The organism is Streptomyces sp. NPDC042201 (assembly GCF_055582185.1).
This window is the reverse complement of record NZ_JBVJDS010000001.1, coordinates 721,407-736,360: the sequence shown is the minus strand read 5'-3', so window position 1 is coordinate 736,360 and position 14,954 is coordinate 721,407. Positions and strand designations below refer to the sequence as shown.

The window sequence follows — 14,954 nt, the reverse complement described above, 5'->3', positions numbered from 1 at the left end:
AGCGCCTCGCTACGACGCGCTGAGGACGCCCGTCCGGTAGATCGTGCCCGCGCAGGCGTTGGGGATCGTGGCCTGTGCGTTCGGCGCGCCCGGCTCCGCCGTGTGCGACACCGAGACGCTGCCGTCGGCCGTACCGCCGTCGTTCACGAGCTGGGTCTCCGCGTTCGACGCGCCGGAGCCGGAGCCCGCGCCCGCGCCCGCATCAGGGCCGGACCCGCCGCCGCTCACACCCGACGAGCCGTCGTCGGTGGCCGTGGGGTCGGGCGAGGGGCCCACCGACGGACAGCTGTCCGTCGGCACCCAGGCGAACTGCACTTCGTACGCGCTGTTCGGCCCCAGGACCACCGCGTTGGTCTCCAGCGACGGATCGGGCAGCCCGCTCGCCGCGTCACCCGCCGTGTGCGCCACGACGCTGATCTTGGTGGCGTCGGCCGCGCCCGCCGCCTGGAAGTTGATCGAACCGCTGCCGTTGACCGAGCAGTCGGCGCCCGAGACGTTGGCGACGCGGAAGGTCCCGTACACCTTGCCGTCGGAGCCGGGTGAACCCGCCTCGGCCGTGGTGACCTGCAGCTGGCTCGCGTCGCAGGTGGGCGACGAGGCGGTGTAGGTGTCACCAGGGCTGGCCGCGCCGCCCGGGACACCGTTCGGCGACCCCGACGCGTCCGCACCGGGCTCGCCGGTCTTACCGGGGTCGCCCTCGTCGGCGGACACCTTGTCGGACGGCAGGCCCGAGTCCTGCTCGGTGCCGTCGCCGCCCTTGCCGCCGTCGCCCTTGCCGCCCTGCTGCTGGCCATGACCGGCGTTGACGGGGTTCCCGTCGGACAGACCGCCGGAGTTGGCGACATGGACGAAGGCGGGGACCGCCGTGCCGAACAGGAGCGCCGCGGCCGCCATCCCGACGATCGCCTGCCGCTTTCTGGCCCGCCGGGTCGGCACCGCCTTGCGCAGATGGTCGAGTACGCCGTCGGCCGGCTCCAAGTCCTGCACGGCGCTGTGCAGCATCCGGCGCAGCGCCAGCTCGTCCCCGCCAAAGCTCCCGCTCAGGTCGCCGCCGAAGCTCCCGCTCAGATCACCGCTCAGGCCGCCGCGCAGGTCACCTTGCAGGTCGCCCAGCCAGTCACCGCCCGGGTCGCCGCTCGGGCCGCCGCCCGGGTCGCCGCCCGAACCGCTCGCCCTTCCGCTGTCGCTTCCCTTGCCGCTTCCGCTTCCGCTTCCGCTGCCGCTGCCGCTGCCGGCACCCGTACCGCCGAGGCCGCTCAGCTCGTTATCCGGCCCGTTCTTCACAATTCCGTTTCCAGTCAGGTCGTCCATCGGCGCGTCCGGACCGGTCTGCTCGTTCTCACGGCCTTCTGCCCGGCCGAATCCGCGCCGGTTCTTCCGCCCACTCATGACGTGGCCTCCATCGCGACGCGCAGCGCCGCGATGCCCCGCGAGCCGTACGCCTTCACCGAGCCCAGGGAGACCCCCAGTGTCTCGGCGACCTGCGCCTCGGTCATGTCCGCGAAGTAGCGCAGGACCAGCACCTCGCGCTGCCGGCGCTGCAACCCTCGCATCGCCTTGATCAGCGCGTCCCGCTCCAGCAGGTCGTACGCGCCCTCCTCGGCACTCGCCATGTCGGGCATCGGCTTCGAGAGGAGCTTGAGGCCGAGGATGCGCCGGCGCAGCGCGGACCGGGAAAGGTTCACGACAGTCTGCCGCAGATACGCGAGCGTCTTCTCCGGCTCACGTACGCGATTGCGCGCGGAGTGCACGCGGATGAAGGCTTCCTGGACGACGTCCTCGCAGGAGGCGGTGTCGTCCAGCAGAAGGGCCGCGAGACCGAGCAGCGACCGGTAATGGGCGCGATAGGTCTCGGTGAGGTGGTCGACGGTGGTACCCGCTGTCATCGTGTCGTCAGCGCCGTCGCGCTGGGACGGGATGCGGGTCGGCCGCGCAGCGGGCATGGGAGCGATCACCGGCATGCCACCGGCCGTGCGCGGTCGCCGGAGGGGGCGCACTGCAACGCCGCGCACCGGGACAATCCCTGTGATGTCGAGAACCTCTGCCACGCCTGTTGGACACGCTTCCCCCCGTCAGGGTTGTACGCGCACGCCAGCCCATTTGACGGTGCACCAATTGCCCTCATACGTACCGAATCTCCCCCAATGCCCCAATTTTTTGCGACGCACAGGGGCGACCGCAGAGACGCTTTCCGGTCGGCCGGCGGTTGCAGTGCCTCCACAGAAAGACGGATCCACATCGTCGGACATGACAACGCCCAGCTCAAGCGGTACAGACCTTCGACTTGATCACAGGACGTTCACAGACCCTACAAAGATTTAAGGATCGGGGGCGCCTGGTTTTCCGCCGACTGCCTCCGCACAGCCCGGAGTTAGGGCCGCGCGCGGCCGGGCACGACACCGCCCGTCACCGCTTCGACAGCTCCACCGCGATGGCCTCGGCGATCTGCGCGGTGTTCAGCGCGGCGCCCTTACGGAGGTTGTCGCCGCAGACGAACAGCTCCAGCGCCCTGGGATCGTCCAGCGAGCGCCGTACGCGCCCCACCCAGGTGGGGTCCGTGCCCACCACATCCGCGGGCGTCGGGAAATCGCCCGCCGCCGGATTGTCGAACAGCACCACCCCCGGCGAGGTCGCCAGGATCTCGTGCGCCCGGTCGACCGTGATCTCGTGCTCGAAGCGCGCGTGCACGGCCAGCGAGTGCGTGGTGATCACGGGGACATGGACACACGTCGCCGTCACCCGCAACGTGGGCAGATCCAGGATCTTCCTGGTCTCCTCACGGATCGCCATCTCCTCCGAGGACCAGCCGCCCTCCCGGAGCGAACCGGACCACGGCACGACATTGAGCGCCAGCGGGGCGGCGAAGGGACCGGTGGTGTCGCCCACGGCGCGGCGCACATCGCCCGGATGCGTGCCCAGTTCCGTACCGGCGACCATGGAGAGCTGATCGCGCAGAGCGCTGACGCCGTCCTGGCCGGCGGCGCTGACCGCCTGGTACGAGGAGACCACCAGCTCGCGCACGCCGAACTCGGCATGCAGCGCGCCCACCGCGACGATCATCGACAGCGTGGCACAGCCCGGACTCGCGACAATGCCGCGCGGACGGGCCCGTACGGCGTGGGGATTCAGCTCGGGAACGACCAGCGGGACATCGGGGTCCAGCCGGAAAGCGGCAGAATTGTCCACGACCACCGCGCCTTTGGCCGCGGCGATCGGTGCCCACTGGGCGGACACCTCGTCCGGTACGAGGAACAGCGCGACGTCCACGCCGTCGAGGGCCTCCTCGGAGAGCCCGACGACCTCGGTCTCCTCGCCGCGCACCGACAGCTTGCGGCCGTCCGTACGGGGCGAGGCGATCAGCCGGATCTCGCCCCAGACGTCGGCGTGCTGCGACAGGATCTGGAGCATGACGGCGCCGACGGCCCCGGTCGCACCCACGACCGCGAGCGTCGGCCTGCCGTTCATCGCGCGCCGCTTCCGCTTCTACGCCCGGCGTACGCGCGCCCGAAGCCCGCGTACGCACCGGCCCGGGTCATCGTCCCGTGCCCCCGTAGACCACGGCCTCGTCGGAGTCGCTGTCGAGCCCGAAGGCGGTGTGCACCGCGCGCACGGCCTCGTTGACCTCGTCCGAACGGGTGACCACCGAGATACGGATCTCACTGGTCGAGATGAGCTCGATGTTCACACCCGCGTCCGACAGCGCCTCGAAGAAGCTGGCCGTGACCCCGGGGTTGGTCTTCATACCGGCGCCGACCAGCGAGATCTTGGCGATCTGGTCGTCGTAGCGCAGCGACTCGAACCCGATCGTCGACTTCGTTTTCTCCAGTGCGTCTATGGCCTTGCGGCCCTCGGTCTTCGGCAGCGTGAAGGAGATGTCAGTGAGACCGGTCGACGCGGCGGAGACGTTCTGCACCACCATGTCGATGTTGATCTGGTTGTCGGCGATGGCCCGGAAGATCGTGGCGGCCTCACCGGGCTTGTCGGGGACACCGACGACCGTGATCTTCGCCTCGGAGGTGTCATGGGCGACACCGGAGATGATGGCCTGCTCCACCTTGCGTGCCCCTTGTGGCTCGTTGCTGACCCATGTGCCCTGCAGCCCCGAGAAGGAGGAGCGGACATGGATCGGAATGTTGTAGCGGCGTGCGTACTCCACGCAGCGGTGCAGCAGCACCTTGGAACCGGAGCTGGCGAGCTCCAGCATGTCCTCGAAGGAGATCCAGTCGATCTTCTGGGCCTTCTTCACGACCCGCGGGTCAGCGGTGAAGACACCGTCCACATCGGTGTAGATCTCACACACCTCGGCCTCCAGCGCGGCCGCGAGCGCGACAGCGGTGGTGTCCGAGCCGCCACGCCCCAGGGTAGTGATGTCCTTCTTGTCCTGGGACACCCCCTGGAAACCGGCGACGATGGCGATATTGCCCTCGTCCAGCGCGGTACGGATCCGGCCCGGCGTGACATCGATGATGCGCGCTTTGTTGTGGACCGAGTCGGTGATGACGCCCGCCTGGCTACCGGTGAACGACTGGGCCTCGTGACCCAGGTTTTTGATCGCCATCGCCAGCAGGGCCATGGAGATCCGCTCTCCGGCGGTCAGCAGCATGTCGAACTCACGCCCGGCAGGGATCGGGGATACCTGTCCGGCGAGATCGATCAACTCGTCCGTCGTGTCGCCCATCGCCGAAACCACGACGACCACCTGGTGGCCGTTCTTCTTGGCATCGACGATTCGCTTGGCGACCCGCTTGATGCCCTCGGCATCGGCTACGGAGGAGCCTCCGTACTTCTGCACGACAAGGCCCACGTGCGCTCCTCGCTCAGTCCATTACTACTGTCGGCTCAGTTTAACGAGCGGCCGCGCGATGCCTGGGCTATACCACATCGTGAGATGTCCCGCTCACTTCATGATTACCAGGAGACGTAGCCGCCCGCTCGGTGAGAATGCATGCCCCCGATGACCGACGACACGCAGAAACGTGGGGTGCGTCACACGAGTCCCACGAGAGCGAGCCCGCCTTCGATCAGTCAGTCGGCCGCTCCGGGATCCACGACCCACCGGGAGGGGTGCCCGGTGATCTCGGCGATCTGGTCGTAGTCGCCGTCATAGTGCAGCACGGTGACCTTGTGTCGCTGGGCAGTGGCGGCGATCAGCAGATCGGCGAGAGACAACGCGCGGTGGTTGCCCTTGATCATCGCCTGCCGCTGAATGTCCTCCGCGGTGTCCCAGACCTCGTCCGGACACGGCAGATACTCGAAGCCGGATAACCAGCGCTCCAGCCGCTTCGCGTCAGTGGCACCGCGCGCGGAGTACATGACCTCGACGCGCACCGCTCCCGAGATACAGAGCAGCCCCCGCTCCCGAAGCGGATCCAGCACCTCCGCCACGGCCGACCGATGCCAGCGGGCGAATGCGGATTTATCGATCAGATATCGCTCACTCACGCTGCGGACGACTCCTGCCCGTGTTCGGTACGGGCGTCGTACATGAGGTCGATTTCCCCGGACTTGATGGCGTCGCTGAACTCCCGGCGTCGCAGGCGTTTCGCGGCGTCCACCACGGCGGCCTTGACCGCCTCCTCATCCGTCTCCGCACCGTATGCCTTACGGATGTCTTCGAGGAACTCCGCGTCGATCTCGACAGTGATGCGGGCCATGTCGAGCCGCCTTTCCATGCATGGAATCACCGGGCTACCTCCACGATAGGTCGTTGCGTCGGTCAGGTCGTTACGTCGGTCAGGTCGCTGGGTGCTGGGCGCGTCCTAGGGCCCCGTGTAGGGGCTGGGGGATCGCCCGTGCCTTCAGGCCGGCCGCGGCGCGGGCCTCCGATGCCCGGCGGGCGACGTCCACCTGGGCGGGGACCGCGCGGAAGGTGTCGGGGATCGCGTCGATGACCGCCCCGGCCTCCTCCGCCACGTCGTAGGCCGTCATCTCCTCGCGACAGTCGACGCATACGCCTCTGATCAGCAGCGTTGTCGTCTCGGGTACGTCGCAGGTCATGCAGACCGTCACGGCACGGGTGATGTACGAGGGTGCGCTGACCGGCTCGGGCGGCATCTTGTTCTCCAGTCGGGTACGGGCAATCGCACCGGGACTGTGCAGGGGATGCGGCAGCCCGGCGGTCAGGGAACGGGTGAGGTGATCCGGCGTCGCACCACGCGCCAGCCACGTCGCGGCCAGCCCTTCGAGCGCGGCGCACTCGGCGGCGGACAGCGTCATACGGGGCTCGGTACGGCCGAGACGGGCGAGGACGCGGTACGCGTCGGAGGGTGCGGGCGCCGCCGGGGCGGGCCGCGGCTCGGGTTGCGGTCGTGGTTGCGGTTCCGGTTGCGGTTCCGGCCCGGCGGCGGGCTCGGGTGCGGGCCCGGGGTTCGACTCGGCGGCCGCCTTGGCCCGCCTCTCCGCCTCGGTGAGGTCGACCCCCCGAAGGCCGCCCACGAACGCCTTCCACCAGTCGTCGTCCCTGGCCGTACGGGAGAAGTACGTACGCGTCACCCAGCGGAAGCTGCTGTCCTCCAGCGCCAGGTGTTCCTTCACCCGGCGCAGGTGGCCTGCGTCCGACAGGAAGTTCAGCGCCTTGCCGCACGCCTGCTGCCCGTAGTCGGCGACGTTCGCGGCGAGGGCTTTGTAGCCTATCGCCGTGCCCTCGGGCAGGCGATCGATGTACGCGGCGATGGCCGCTTCCCTCGTGCGCAGATGTGCGAAGTCGGCTTCGCCGCGCGGGCATTGGTCGGGCGCACAGCGCTTGCCGTAGCCGGGATTGGCCAGGGGATGTGCGGGCGCGGGCAGGGCGGCACTAAGGTCTTGGGAAGCCACGATCGATCCGTTTCGATCCGTCGGTCAGGCCCCGGACTCGGTGTTGGCGCACCGACCGGGGCTGCTTAATGCTGCGAACCTAAACGGTCACCACGCTGTGGCGCAAGCCGACCACGGAAAGTCATCTCTCCTAGTCAGGCAGGGGCTTGGGTGGGAGGTTGGTTTCCCTCAACCGCCCACTCCATTGGGAAGAGCTCGGAACCCGAGGCCCGGAGCCCGAGGCTTGAGCTCCGGAACGACCTGCGGTTTCTCAGGCGCGACGGCTCGCGTACGAGACGAACGCGCCCCACGCAGCGGCGGGCACGGCCAGCTCGGGACCGGCGGTGCGCTTGGAGTCCCGAATGTGGACGGCGGCGGGGCAAGCGGCAACCTCGACGCAGTTGCCACCTTCGGCGTCGCTGTACGTGGACTTGCTCCAGGACAGGGCGACTTCGACGCAGGCACCGCCCTCAGAATCGCTGTAGCTGGACTTGAACCACTGTCGCTGATCGCTCACAGCTCACCCACTATCCGCTCGATGAAACAGGCCGACTCCTCAACGCTGAGGGCCTGCATGCGAATCATGCTATGACGCTCAGTCAGCGAACTCACCACGTCCGGATCGGGCGTCAGCTCCGTCGCAGGTTGGCCTTCCGCGTATGCGAGTCGGTCGTGGTCGCGTGTTTCCATCAGCACCATCTGCCCCATGAGTGCGGCAGGGATGGCACGGTCGAATGGCATGACCTGGAGCGATACGTGGCGCAGCCGACCCATCTCCAGCAAATGGAGCAGCTGACGTCGGTGGACTTCGAGGCCCCCTACCGGGGTGCGCAGCACGGCCTCGAAAAGCACAAAACTGAAGACCACCGGGGGCTTGCGAGCAAAGATCGACTGACGCTCAATACGAGCGGTGACGCGCTCCTCAACTGTCTCGTCGTCGAATGGCGGGCAGTGGTTGCCGATCAGGGCTCGGGCGTAGTCCTCTGTCTGCAAAAGCCCCGGCACCAGGGCAAGTTCGTACCACCACAGACTGATCGCCTCACGCTCGTGGAGCATGTAGTCGTGTGCTCGCACGGGAAACCGCTCCCGCCGCAAATACTGCTTCGCGGCGCTCAGTAACCCCTCCGCCCGCAGCAAGTCGTCCGCCGCGTCCAGCAGCTTCGGCGTCGGCATCCGTACGCCCTGTTCCATCGACTTGATCGTGTCCGGGGCGTAGCTCGCCGCCGTGCCCAACTCCTCACGGCTCACGCCCGCCTTTGTCCGCCACCTCTTCAGCTGGTCGCCGGCGTAGCGCCACGCGACCGGTGGCTGCGGGTCCTGGAGTGACACAGCTCGCACCTCCGATTGATACGCCAAGCCGCGTATCTACTCAGTCGCTTCCGAGCGTAGCCAGTCCTGACCAGCCTGTGAGCATGAACAACGCAATCCGACCCGCCCGGGTCGCGGGGTGACCACGACCATGCTCACCACATCGATGCGGTTCGACCGCTCAGCCGCGTCCGTCCCCGCTGCCCGCGCCTTCACCCGAGACGTTCTGGGCGAGGCCCGCGCCTACGCCCACGCGCTCGACGACGTCCTTCTCTGCGTCTCGGAACTGGCGACCAATGCCGTTCGGCACGGCGTGCCCGTCGGCGGGGCGCTCCTGCTCAAGGTTGACGCCGACGATCAGCGCGTACGCGTCGAATGCCACGACGCCAACCGCCGCCGCCCCCGCTTACGCCACCCCGCAGCGGACGACCAGAGCGGCCGCGGCCTGCTGCTCGTAGAGGCCATCGCGTCCCGCTGGGGCGTGGGCGAGCGCCCGTTCGGCAAGTTCGTCTGGTTCGAGCTGGACCTCAAACCCGAAGACGCCGACCTGCACTGAGGTGACCGCAGTGCCCGTCCTCGTTCAGGGGAATGGTTCTCCTCGCCTGCCGCGTACGACACAGCTGCCATAGGGATCGCATATGGCTGGCAGGTAGCTTCGTCAGCGGCAAACTGGACCCCAGCGACGTGGATCTCGCCTACCTCATCGCACCGAAGGCGTTCGACTCAATCGCCATGGCGCCGGGAGACGATGAGGTGTTCCAGCAGCTCGGGCTGTACGACGAGATCTGGCAGCGTTGGGCGTCGCGGCTATGTGGAGGTGACCCTGCGAGCACTCCCCCGGGCCTTCCCGACCCTGCGGACAAAGACGCGCTGCTCGCCTGGCTGCAGACCCGGCGGAGAAAAGCAGTGGGAAACGCTCCCGTTCATACGCTTTCGGAATTGGACTCTGCGCAACGCAAGCGGCTGCGTCAGGCACTCAACGATGGCCCTCTGGCACAGCCTGTCGGCAGCGAGCCATCTCGGCGCCCCGTGCTCCGCTTCGCACTCGATGGTCCGCCAGTGCAGAAGCACCGAGTCGAATCCGCAGTGCTGGGCGACTGGCTGAAGGCGTTCCAGACCGCAGTGCAGTCTGTGGCATACGCCTTGGACGAACTCCGTCCCACTAACGATTCGGGCCCCGTGCCCAAGGAAATCCAGCGCGCGACCAAGCTCTACTCGGGACCGGCCTTCGCGTCCTCGTACGGCATGGTGCTCGAAGGTACGTCGGTGCAGAACCAGGAAGAGCTGCCTGTTTTCGGTAACTCCGACGGGCTGCTCGACCGAGCGATCAACAGGATCCTTGATGTGACCGACCGCGCCGATTCAGGGCCAGGTGTCGAGGATTCCGTTCTCGACATGACCCTGCCTCTGGGCCGTCGCGCCATCAGCCATCTTTCCGAGCTTTCTGATGTACTCGCGGCAACCGGCGCGGATGTCACGTTGACCTGGCAGTCGCTGTCGACTGTGAGCAGGACCTCTCGGTTGAGTTCGGCCGGCGCCGATCGGTGCCGGAGGGTTCTGAGGGCGGCCGAGGTGGAGGAGCATCGAGATCGCCTCTTCGGCACAGTCGTCGGCGGCAGCAAGCTCCGCGGGATTATCGAGATTGAGGTCGCGGGACAAGGCGTCGTCGTGATCCGCACTCTCAAGGAAAAGGTGACCGCCTTCCTGGGAGCGTATGCGGAACGGCAGGTGGCGGCCGATGTACACGTCCTCACGGCACGCTCGCCGCTCGGCCGTGAGCACCACAGCTACCTGCTCCTCGATCTTTCGCTCCACGAGGATTGAGGCAAGACGTCAGCGGTGAGCTGGGGTGCAGTCAGGTGTCTGGGGTGGGGTTGTTGTCTGCGGGTCGGGGCCGAGGGGTACTTGGGGTGGGTCGGGTCGTGTTGAGCACTGTGGGGCCGCCCCTTGCGGTGTGAGTGTCGCGGTTGCGGGCCGGGCATCAAGGGCGCTCCTGCGTCGCGTCGGCTGCGCCGATTCCGCTGCGCTCCACCCTTGACCCCCGTCCCTCCACCGCAAGTGACTCTTTGAGGGGGGCGGCCGGGGGGAGGGTTCCCCGGGGGGCTTGGTTCTGGGCCCGGGCCCTTTGCCGTCCTGAGGTCTGTGGGTGGTCTGCGCGGCAGTGGAATGGGGCGGCCCGGCACCGGCTCAGCGGCAAACCCTTATCAGCTGTCCGAGGCACAAGCAGGTGTCTGAGCTTGGTGGGTGGTGGGGTGGGTGTGACTCATGGGACGAAAGTGGGCCGGTAGAGGGCTCGCATGTGCCGGGGGACTCGCTTAACGCACTCTCTGACGCATAGCCGATCAGTGAGGGGACCGAAAGGCGGGGTAAATAGGGATATACAGGGCATCATGTCGACCCGTCGCACTTAACCCCGCCTGCGCGCCAGCCACCTCCCGGCCCGGTGGGCGAGAGCGGGCCGCATGTGCAGCGGAAATCCGACTGGGGCGGCGAGTCTCCTTCGGCCATCCGATATGCCCCATATGCCCAGCCGTTTGGGGTCTCAGGAGGGCTGTCATGCGCCAGGGGTTGCGTTAAGCGGATCCTCGGGCACAAACGGGGCCTCTACCAACCCACTTCCGTCCCATGAGTCACACCCACCCCACCACGCACCAAGCTCAGACACCAGCTTGTGCCTCGGCCAGGGACGGTCGCTGGTCGCTAAGCCGAGCCCGGCCGCCCCATTCCACTGCCGCGCAATCCACCCCCCGACCCCAGGACGGCAAAGCGCCTCGGCCAATTGCGAGCCTTCCCGGGGAACCCTCCCCCCGGCCGCCCCCCTCAAAGAGTCACTTGCGGTGGAGGGACGGGGGTCAAGGGTGGAGCGCAGCGCAATCGGCGCAGCCGACGCGACGCAGGAGCGCCCTTGACGCCCGGCCCGCAACCGCGACACTCAAACAGAAAGGGGCGGCCCCACCCGGACCACACAACCCGGCCCGCCTCGGGTACGCCTCGGTCCCGACCCGCAGACAACAACCCCAGCTCAGACACCTGCTTGTGCCTCGGACAGCTGATAAGGGTTTGCCGCTGAGCCGGTGCCGGGCCGCCCCATTCCACTGCCGCGCAGACCACCCACAGACCTCAGGACGGCAAAGGGCCCGGGCCCAGAACCAAGCCCCCCGGGGAACCCTCCCCCCGGCCGCCCCCCTCAAAGAGTCACTTGCGGTGGAGGGACGGGGGTCACGGGTGGAGCGCAGCGCAATCGGCGCAGCCGACGCGACGAAGGAGCGCCCTTGAGGCCCGGCCCGGAGCCGCGATACTCACACAGAAAGGGGCGGCCCCACGGTGCTCAACACGACCCGGCCTGCCCCGAATACCCCCCGGCCCCGACCCGCAGACAACAACCCCGCAGAACCTAGGAATCCCCGTTGTCCTCGACGTTGGCGACCATCCTGCGCAGCACCTTGAGCGCCGCCACGTACTCTTCGTCGCTGATGCCCTCGTGGACCACGGCGCGCAGCTCGGTCACCAGCTCGCGCAGCCGCACCCTGGCAGCCTCCCCGGCGTCTGTGAGCTGCAGGCGCTGCCCGGCGTCGACCTGGAGCCAGCCGCGGTGGAACAGCTGGTCGATGACGCGAGCGATCTCGTGCGGCCCGTCCGCGAGGGGCGTCAGCTGGATGACGACCTCCTCGCGGCTCGGCGCCGCAGGCCCGTTCACCCGGTTGAGCACCCAGTACTGCAGCTGCGTGACGTCGATCCTGGCCATAGCGTCACGCAGATGCCGGGTGACGGCCGCGTGGGCGAGGCCACTCCAGTAGCCGACGGGCTGGGTGGCCAGCATGTCGTCGGTGGCGGCCGGATCAGCGGGCGCCTGGTCGGTGGTGGTGCCAGTCGGCGGTCTCATGATGCGACGCTATATCCCCCCAACGCTCCGACTTCGGGTGGAGCGGAGCGGAATCGGCGTAGCCGACGCGACGGAGGAGCGCCCTTGACGCCCGACCCGCAACCGCGACACTCACACAGAAAGGGGCGGCCCCACCGTGATCAACACGACCCGGCCTGCCCCGAATACCCCTCGGTCCTGACTCGCAGACGACAACCCCAGCTCAGACAGCTGATGACGGCCTGACGCTTAGCCGAGCCGGGCCGCCCCATTCCACTGCCGCGCTGGGATCCGGCTCCCGGCGGCACCGGCCGCTGCCGGCACTCCGGTGCTCGAAGCGGTGCTCAACCTGGTCCGGCGCTGCCGTACCCCGAGACGTACCTGACGGGTCGTTGGGCAGAACGGAACTGGCGCGACGTGCCCGGCCGTTCTACGGCGCCGACGCCGTCACCGGTTGAGGGCGACCGCGAACAGGGCGAAGGCGAGCACGATCACGCCCACCCGGACGTAGTGGTAGCGGTCCCAGCGACCCGCCTGCTGCTTCCAGTCGGCGGGCCTGCCCTCCGCGGTCCAGGTCTTGGCCCGGTTGTTGATCGGCACCAGCAGCAGCAACGACATCACCACGCTCACCGCCAGCAGCGCGGTGGCCGCCATGACCAGCGAAGCGCCCGCGCCTCCCCAGGCCACGGCGGCCCAGACCGCGCCGAGCACCATCGAGCCGATGTACCAGACCGGCATGACCCGGCCGAGCACCCGGGCCCCGTCGCTGCGGGCGGCGATGCAGCTGTCGTCCGGGAGCCGGTCCAAAATCGGGTTGACGAACACCGCCACCGCGAACTCCACGCCCACCATCATTCCGACCACGACTACCGTGACGACCGCCAATGCGTTCTGCATGACCCCTCCCCAGGGCTTGTTCTAGCAGCGCTAGATTCTGATGCAATGCTAGACGTGTCACTGCTCGTTTGTCTAGCGATGCTAGAATCGGGGCATGTCTGCACAGGAACGCAAGGAACGAGAGCGGGCCAACCGCCATCAGCTGATCGTCTCCACGGCCCGGGAGCTCGCCGAGGCCCAGGGCTGGGACGCGGTCACCACGCGCAAGCTCGCCGAGCGGATCGAGTACAGCCAGCCTGTCCTCTACAGCCACTTCCGGGGCAAGCGCGAGATCCTCGGGGCGGTCGCCCTGGAGGGCATGGCCGAGCTGACCGCTGCCCTGCGCGCGGCGGTGGTCGAGCAGCCCGCCGGACGGCCGGCTGTGGCCGCGCTGGCCCACGCCTACACCGACTTCGCCACCGGCAGCCCGGCTCTGTACGACGCGATGTTCAGCCTCGACAACGGCCTCCCCTTCGCCGCCGAGGCCACCCCCGCGCCCCTGCGCGAGGCCTTCCAGGCCCTGCTGGACCCGCTGGTGGCGCACGCGGGCCCGGACGAGGAGCCCGGCCTCTTCGTCGAGACCTTCTGGGCCGCGCTGCACGGCCTGATCACCCTCACCCGCGCCGGCCGGCTTCCCGCCGACCGGATTCCTAGCCGTATCACGCTCCTGGTCAACCGCTTCGTCGGCACCGAGGAGCAGCCCCCCGGGCAGTAGTCCCTGGGGGCTGCGCGCCCGTGACGCCCGGCTCGGAGCCGCGGGTCACCGACGTCGTCAGGCGAGGGGGCTTGCCACCTGTGTCCGTAGGCCCAGCGGGGCCGCGATCTCTTCTGCCATTACCTTGCCCGCCTCCTCCGCCAGCGCGTCCTCGCTCAGGTCCTGGTCCGTGTCCAAGCCGTCGAGGGCCGGGAGGGGCTGGTCGAGGCGGACGTGGGCTACCAGGGACTGGAGGGCGCGGAGGGTGGCTGAGGCGGTGGAGCCCCAGTTGGAGAAGTACGAGAACTGCCACCACCACAGCGCCTCGGTCGTCCGGCCCGCGCTGTAGTGGGCCAAGCCGTGGCGGAGGTCCGTGACCACGCCGGCGATGTCGTCGGAGATACGGGACGCGACGGGCGCCTTGCGGGGCTCGTACGGGTCGAAGACCTCGGAGTAGACATCGATCGGCTCAAGGATCACGGCGAAGCGCTCGCGCAGATCGTCGACATCCGGCTCCGGGCCGAGATCGGGCTCGTACCGCTCGTCGGGAAGGATGTCCTCGTGCGCGCCCAGTCGGCCGCCGGCCAGCATGAGCTGGGAGAACTCCAGCAACAGAAACGGTACGGCACTGTCGGGTTCGTCGCCCTTCGCCACTTCCGTGACCGCGACGATGAAGCTTTCGATCTGGTCGGCGATCTGGACCGCGAAGTCGTCCGGATCCTGATTGACGGCGTGCAGTGTTGCGTCAGACATCGAGAAGTCGTCTCCCCTCGAAGGCACGCCCGAGCGTGACCTCGTCAGCGTATTCCAGGTCGCCCCCCACGGGCAGACCGCTGGCCAGGCGTGTGACCTTCAGACCCATCGGCTTGATCATGCGTGCGAGGTAGGTGGCGGTGGCCTCGCCCTCCAGGTTGGGGTCGGTCGCCAGGATCAGTTCGGTGACCGTGCCGTCCGCCAGACGGGTCAGCAGCTCGCGGATCCGAAGATCGTCGGGGCCCATGCCCTCGATGGGGCTGATCGCGCCGCCGAGCACGTGGTACTTCCCGCGGAACTCGCGGGTGCGCTCGATGGCGACGATGTCCTTCGGCTCCTCGACGACACAGATCACCGTCACATCGCGCCGCGCGTCACGGCAGATGCCGCACCGCTCCTCCTGGGCGATATTGCCGCACACGGCGCAGAACCGGACCTTGTCCTTGACCTCGAGGAGGGCGTGGGCGAGGCGGCGGACGTCGGTCGGTTCGGTCTGGAGGATGTGGAAGGCGATCCGCTGCGCGCTCTTGGGACCGACGCCGGGCAGCCTGCCCAGTTCGTCGATGAGGTCCTGAACCACGCCTTCGTACAACGGATTGCCTTTCCTGCTGCCTGTGCGGTTGTGGTGCTGTGCTCCGTACGCGGTACGTACGCTAGTTGGTGTCGCGG

General features: G+C 68.3%; 16 protein-coding genes. 3 read left to right on the top strand and 13 right to left on the bottom strand.

Going from position 1 to position 14,954, the window contains the following annotated elements; all coding sequences use genetic code 11:
- Positions 1 to 9: 9 nt before the first annotated feature.
- The 9 genes from ACZ6MZ_RS03185 to ACZ6MZ_RS03145 all read right to left on the bottom strand — a co-directional run bounded on the left by ACZ6MZ_RS03185 (position 10) and on the right by ACZ6MZ_RS03145 (position 8,121).
- The gene (locus ACZ6MZ_RS03185; RefSeq protein WP_469349476.1) at positions 10 to 1,389 is read right to left on the bottom strand and encodes a hypothetical protein; all 1,380 of its coding nucleotides are present in this window, start codon (positions 1,387 to 1,389) and stop codon (positions 10 to 12) included.
- Positions 1,386 to 2,048 (bottom strand): SigE family RNA polymerase sigma factor, encoded by a 663-nt coding sequence (locus tag ACZ6MZ_RS03180; RefSeq protein ID WP_384179465.1) that lies wholly within the window; start codon positions 2,046 to 2,048, stop codon positions 1,386 to 1,388. Before ACZ6MZ_RS03180 ends, ACZ6MZ_RS03185 begins: the two co-directional genes overlap by 4 nt.
- Before the next feature lie 358 nt (positions 2,049 to 2,406).
- Positions 2,407 to 3,465, bottom strand: a complete 1,059-nt coding sequence (locus ACZ6MZ_RS03175; protein WP_469349474.1) for an aspartate-semialdehyde dehydrogenase — start codon at positions 3,463 to 3,465, stop codon at positions 2,407 to 2,409.
- Positions 3,466 to 3,532: 67 nt separating this feature from the next.
- Entirely contained in the window at positions 3,533 to 4,804 is a 1,272-nt protein-coding gene (locus ACZ6MZ_RS03170) for an aspartate kinase (RefSeq protein ID WP_384179461.1), read from the bottom strand.
- Between the two features lie 221 nt (positions 4,805 to 5,025).
- A complete protein-coding gene (locus tag ACZ6MZ_RS03165; protein ID WP_469349472.1) occupies positions 5,026 to 5,442 on the bottom strand; it encodes a PIN domain-containing protein in 417 nt (138 codons plus the stop codon).
- On the bottom strand, positions 5,439 to 5,654 hold the full coding sequence (locus ACZ6MZ_RS03160) for a type II toxin-antitoxin system VapB family antitoxin (protein WP_469349471.1): 216 nt from the start codon (positions 5,652 to 5,654) through the stop codon (positions 5,439 to 5,441). The genes ACZ6MZ_RS03165 and ACZ6MZ_RS03160 overlap by 4 nt, the downstream gene beginning before the upstream one ends.
- A 79-nt stretch (positions 5,655 to 5,733) precedes the next feature.
- Positions 5,734 to 6,813 (bottom strand): hypothetical protein, encoded by a 1,080-nt coding sequence (locus ACZ6MZ_RS03155; protein WP_469349469.1) that lies wholly within the window; start codon positions 6,811 to 6,813, stop codon positions 5,734 to 5,736.
- A gap of 250 nt (positions 6,814 to 7,063) precedes the next feature.
- Positions 7,064 to 7,309: a DUF397 domain-containing protein gene (locus ACZ6MZ_RS03150; RefSeq protein WP_469349468.1), complete on the bottom strand. Its 246-nt coding sequence runs from the start codon at positions 7,307 to 7,309 to the stop codon at positions 7,064 to 7,066.
- Positions 7,306 to 8,121 (bottom strand): helix-turn-helix domain-containing protein, encoded by an 816-nt coding sequence (locus ACZ6MZ_RS03145; protein ID WP_469349466.1) that lies wholly within the window; start codon positions 8,119 to 8,121, stop codon positions 7,306 to 7,308. The genes ACZ6MZ_RS03150 and ACZ6MZ_RS03145 overlap by 4 nt, the downstream gene beginning before the upstream one ends.
- A gap of 130 nt (positions 8,122 to 8,251) precedes the next feature.
- On the opposite strand from ACZ6MZ_RS03145, the gene ACZ6MZ_RS03140 reads away from it, so the two are divergent.
- Entirely contained in the window at positions 8,252 to 8,656 is a 405-nt protein-coding gene (locus ACZ6MZ_RS03140; protein ID WP_384332590.1) for an ATP-binding protein, read from the top strand.
- Positions 8,657 to 8,688: 32 nt separating this feature from the next.
- Positions 8,689 to 9,924 carry a DUF6932 family protein gene (locus tag ACZ6MZ_RS03135; protein WP_469349464.1) on the top strand — a complete coding sequence of 412 codons (1,236 nt, stop codon included), beginning with the start codon at positions 8,689 to 8,691 and terminating at the stop codon, positions 9,922 to 9,924.
- A 1,570-nt stretch (positions 9,925 to 11,494) separates the two neighbouring features.
- Here ACZ6MZ_RS03135 and ACZ6MZ_RS03130 read toward each other — a convergent pair.
- Together ACZ6MZ_RS03130 and ACZ6MZ_RS03125 are read right to left on the bottom strand one after the other, a co-directional pair.
- Complete coding sequence (locus tag ACZ6MZ_RS03130; RefSeq protein WP_469349462.1) at positions 11,495 to 11,983, bottom strand: MarR family transcriptional regulator; 489 nt, start codon at positions 11,981 to 11,983, stop codon at positions 11,495 to 11,497.
- Between the two features lie 426 nt (positions 11,984 to 12,409).
- Positions 12,410 to 12,859: an anthrone oxygenase family protein gene (locus ACZ6MZ_RS03125; RefSeq protein WP_469349461.1), complete on the bottom strand. Its 450-nt coding sequence runs from the start codon at positions 12,857 to 12,859 to the stop codon at positions 12,410 to 12,412.
- Positions 12,860 to 12,953: 94 nt separating this feature from the next.
- On the opposite strand from ACZ6MZ_RS03125, the gene ACZ6MZ_RS03120 reads away from it, so the two are divergent.
- On the top strand, positions 12,954 to 13,553 hold the full coding sequence (locus ACZ6MZ_RS03120; RefSeq protein WP_469349460.1) for a TetR/AcrR family transcriptional regulator: 600 nt from the start codon (positions 12,954 to 12,956) through the stop codon (positions 13,551 to 13,553).
- Positions 13,554 to 13,610: 57 nt separating this feature from the next.
- On the opposite strand, the gene ACZ6MZ_RS03115 is transcribed toward ACZ6MZ_RS03120, so the two are convergent.
- On the bottom strand, positions 13,611 to 14,285 hold the full coding sequence (locus ACZ6MZ_RS03115; protein WP_469349458.1) for a DUF5063 domain-containing protein: 675 nt from the start codon (positions 14,283 to 14,285) through the stop codon (positions 13,611 to 13,613).
- A complete protein-coding gene (gene recR / locus ACZ6MZ_RS03110) occupies positions 14,278 to 14,877 on the bottom strand; it encodes a recombination mediator RecR (RefSeq protein ID WP_384191224.1) in 600 nt (199 codons plus the stop codon). The genes ACZ6MZ_RS03115 and recR overlap by 8 nt, the downstream gene beginning before the upstream one ends.
- Positions 14,878 to 14,954: the final 77 nt, after the last annotated feature.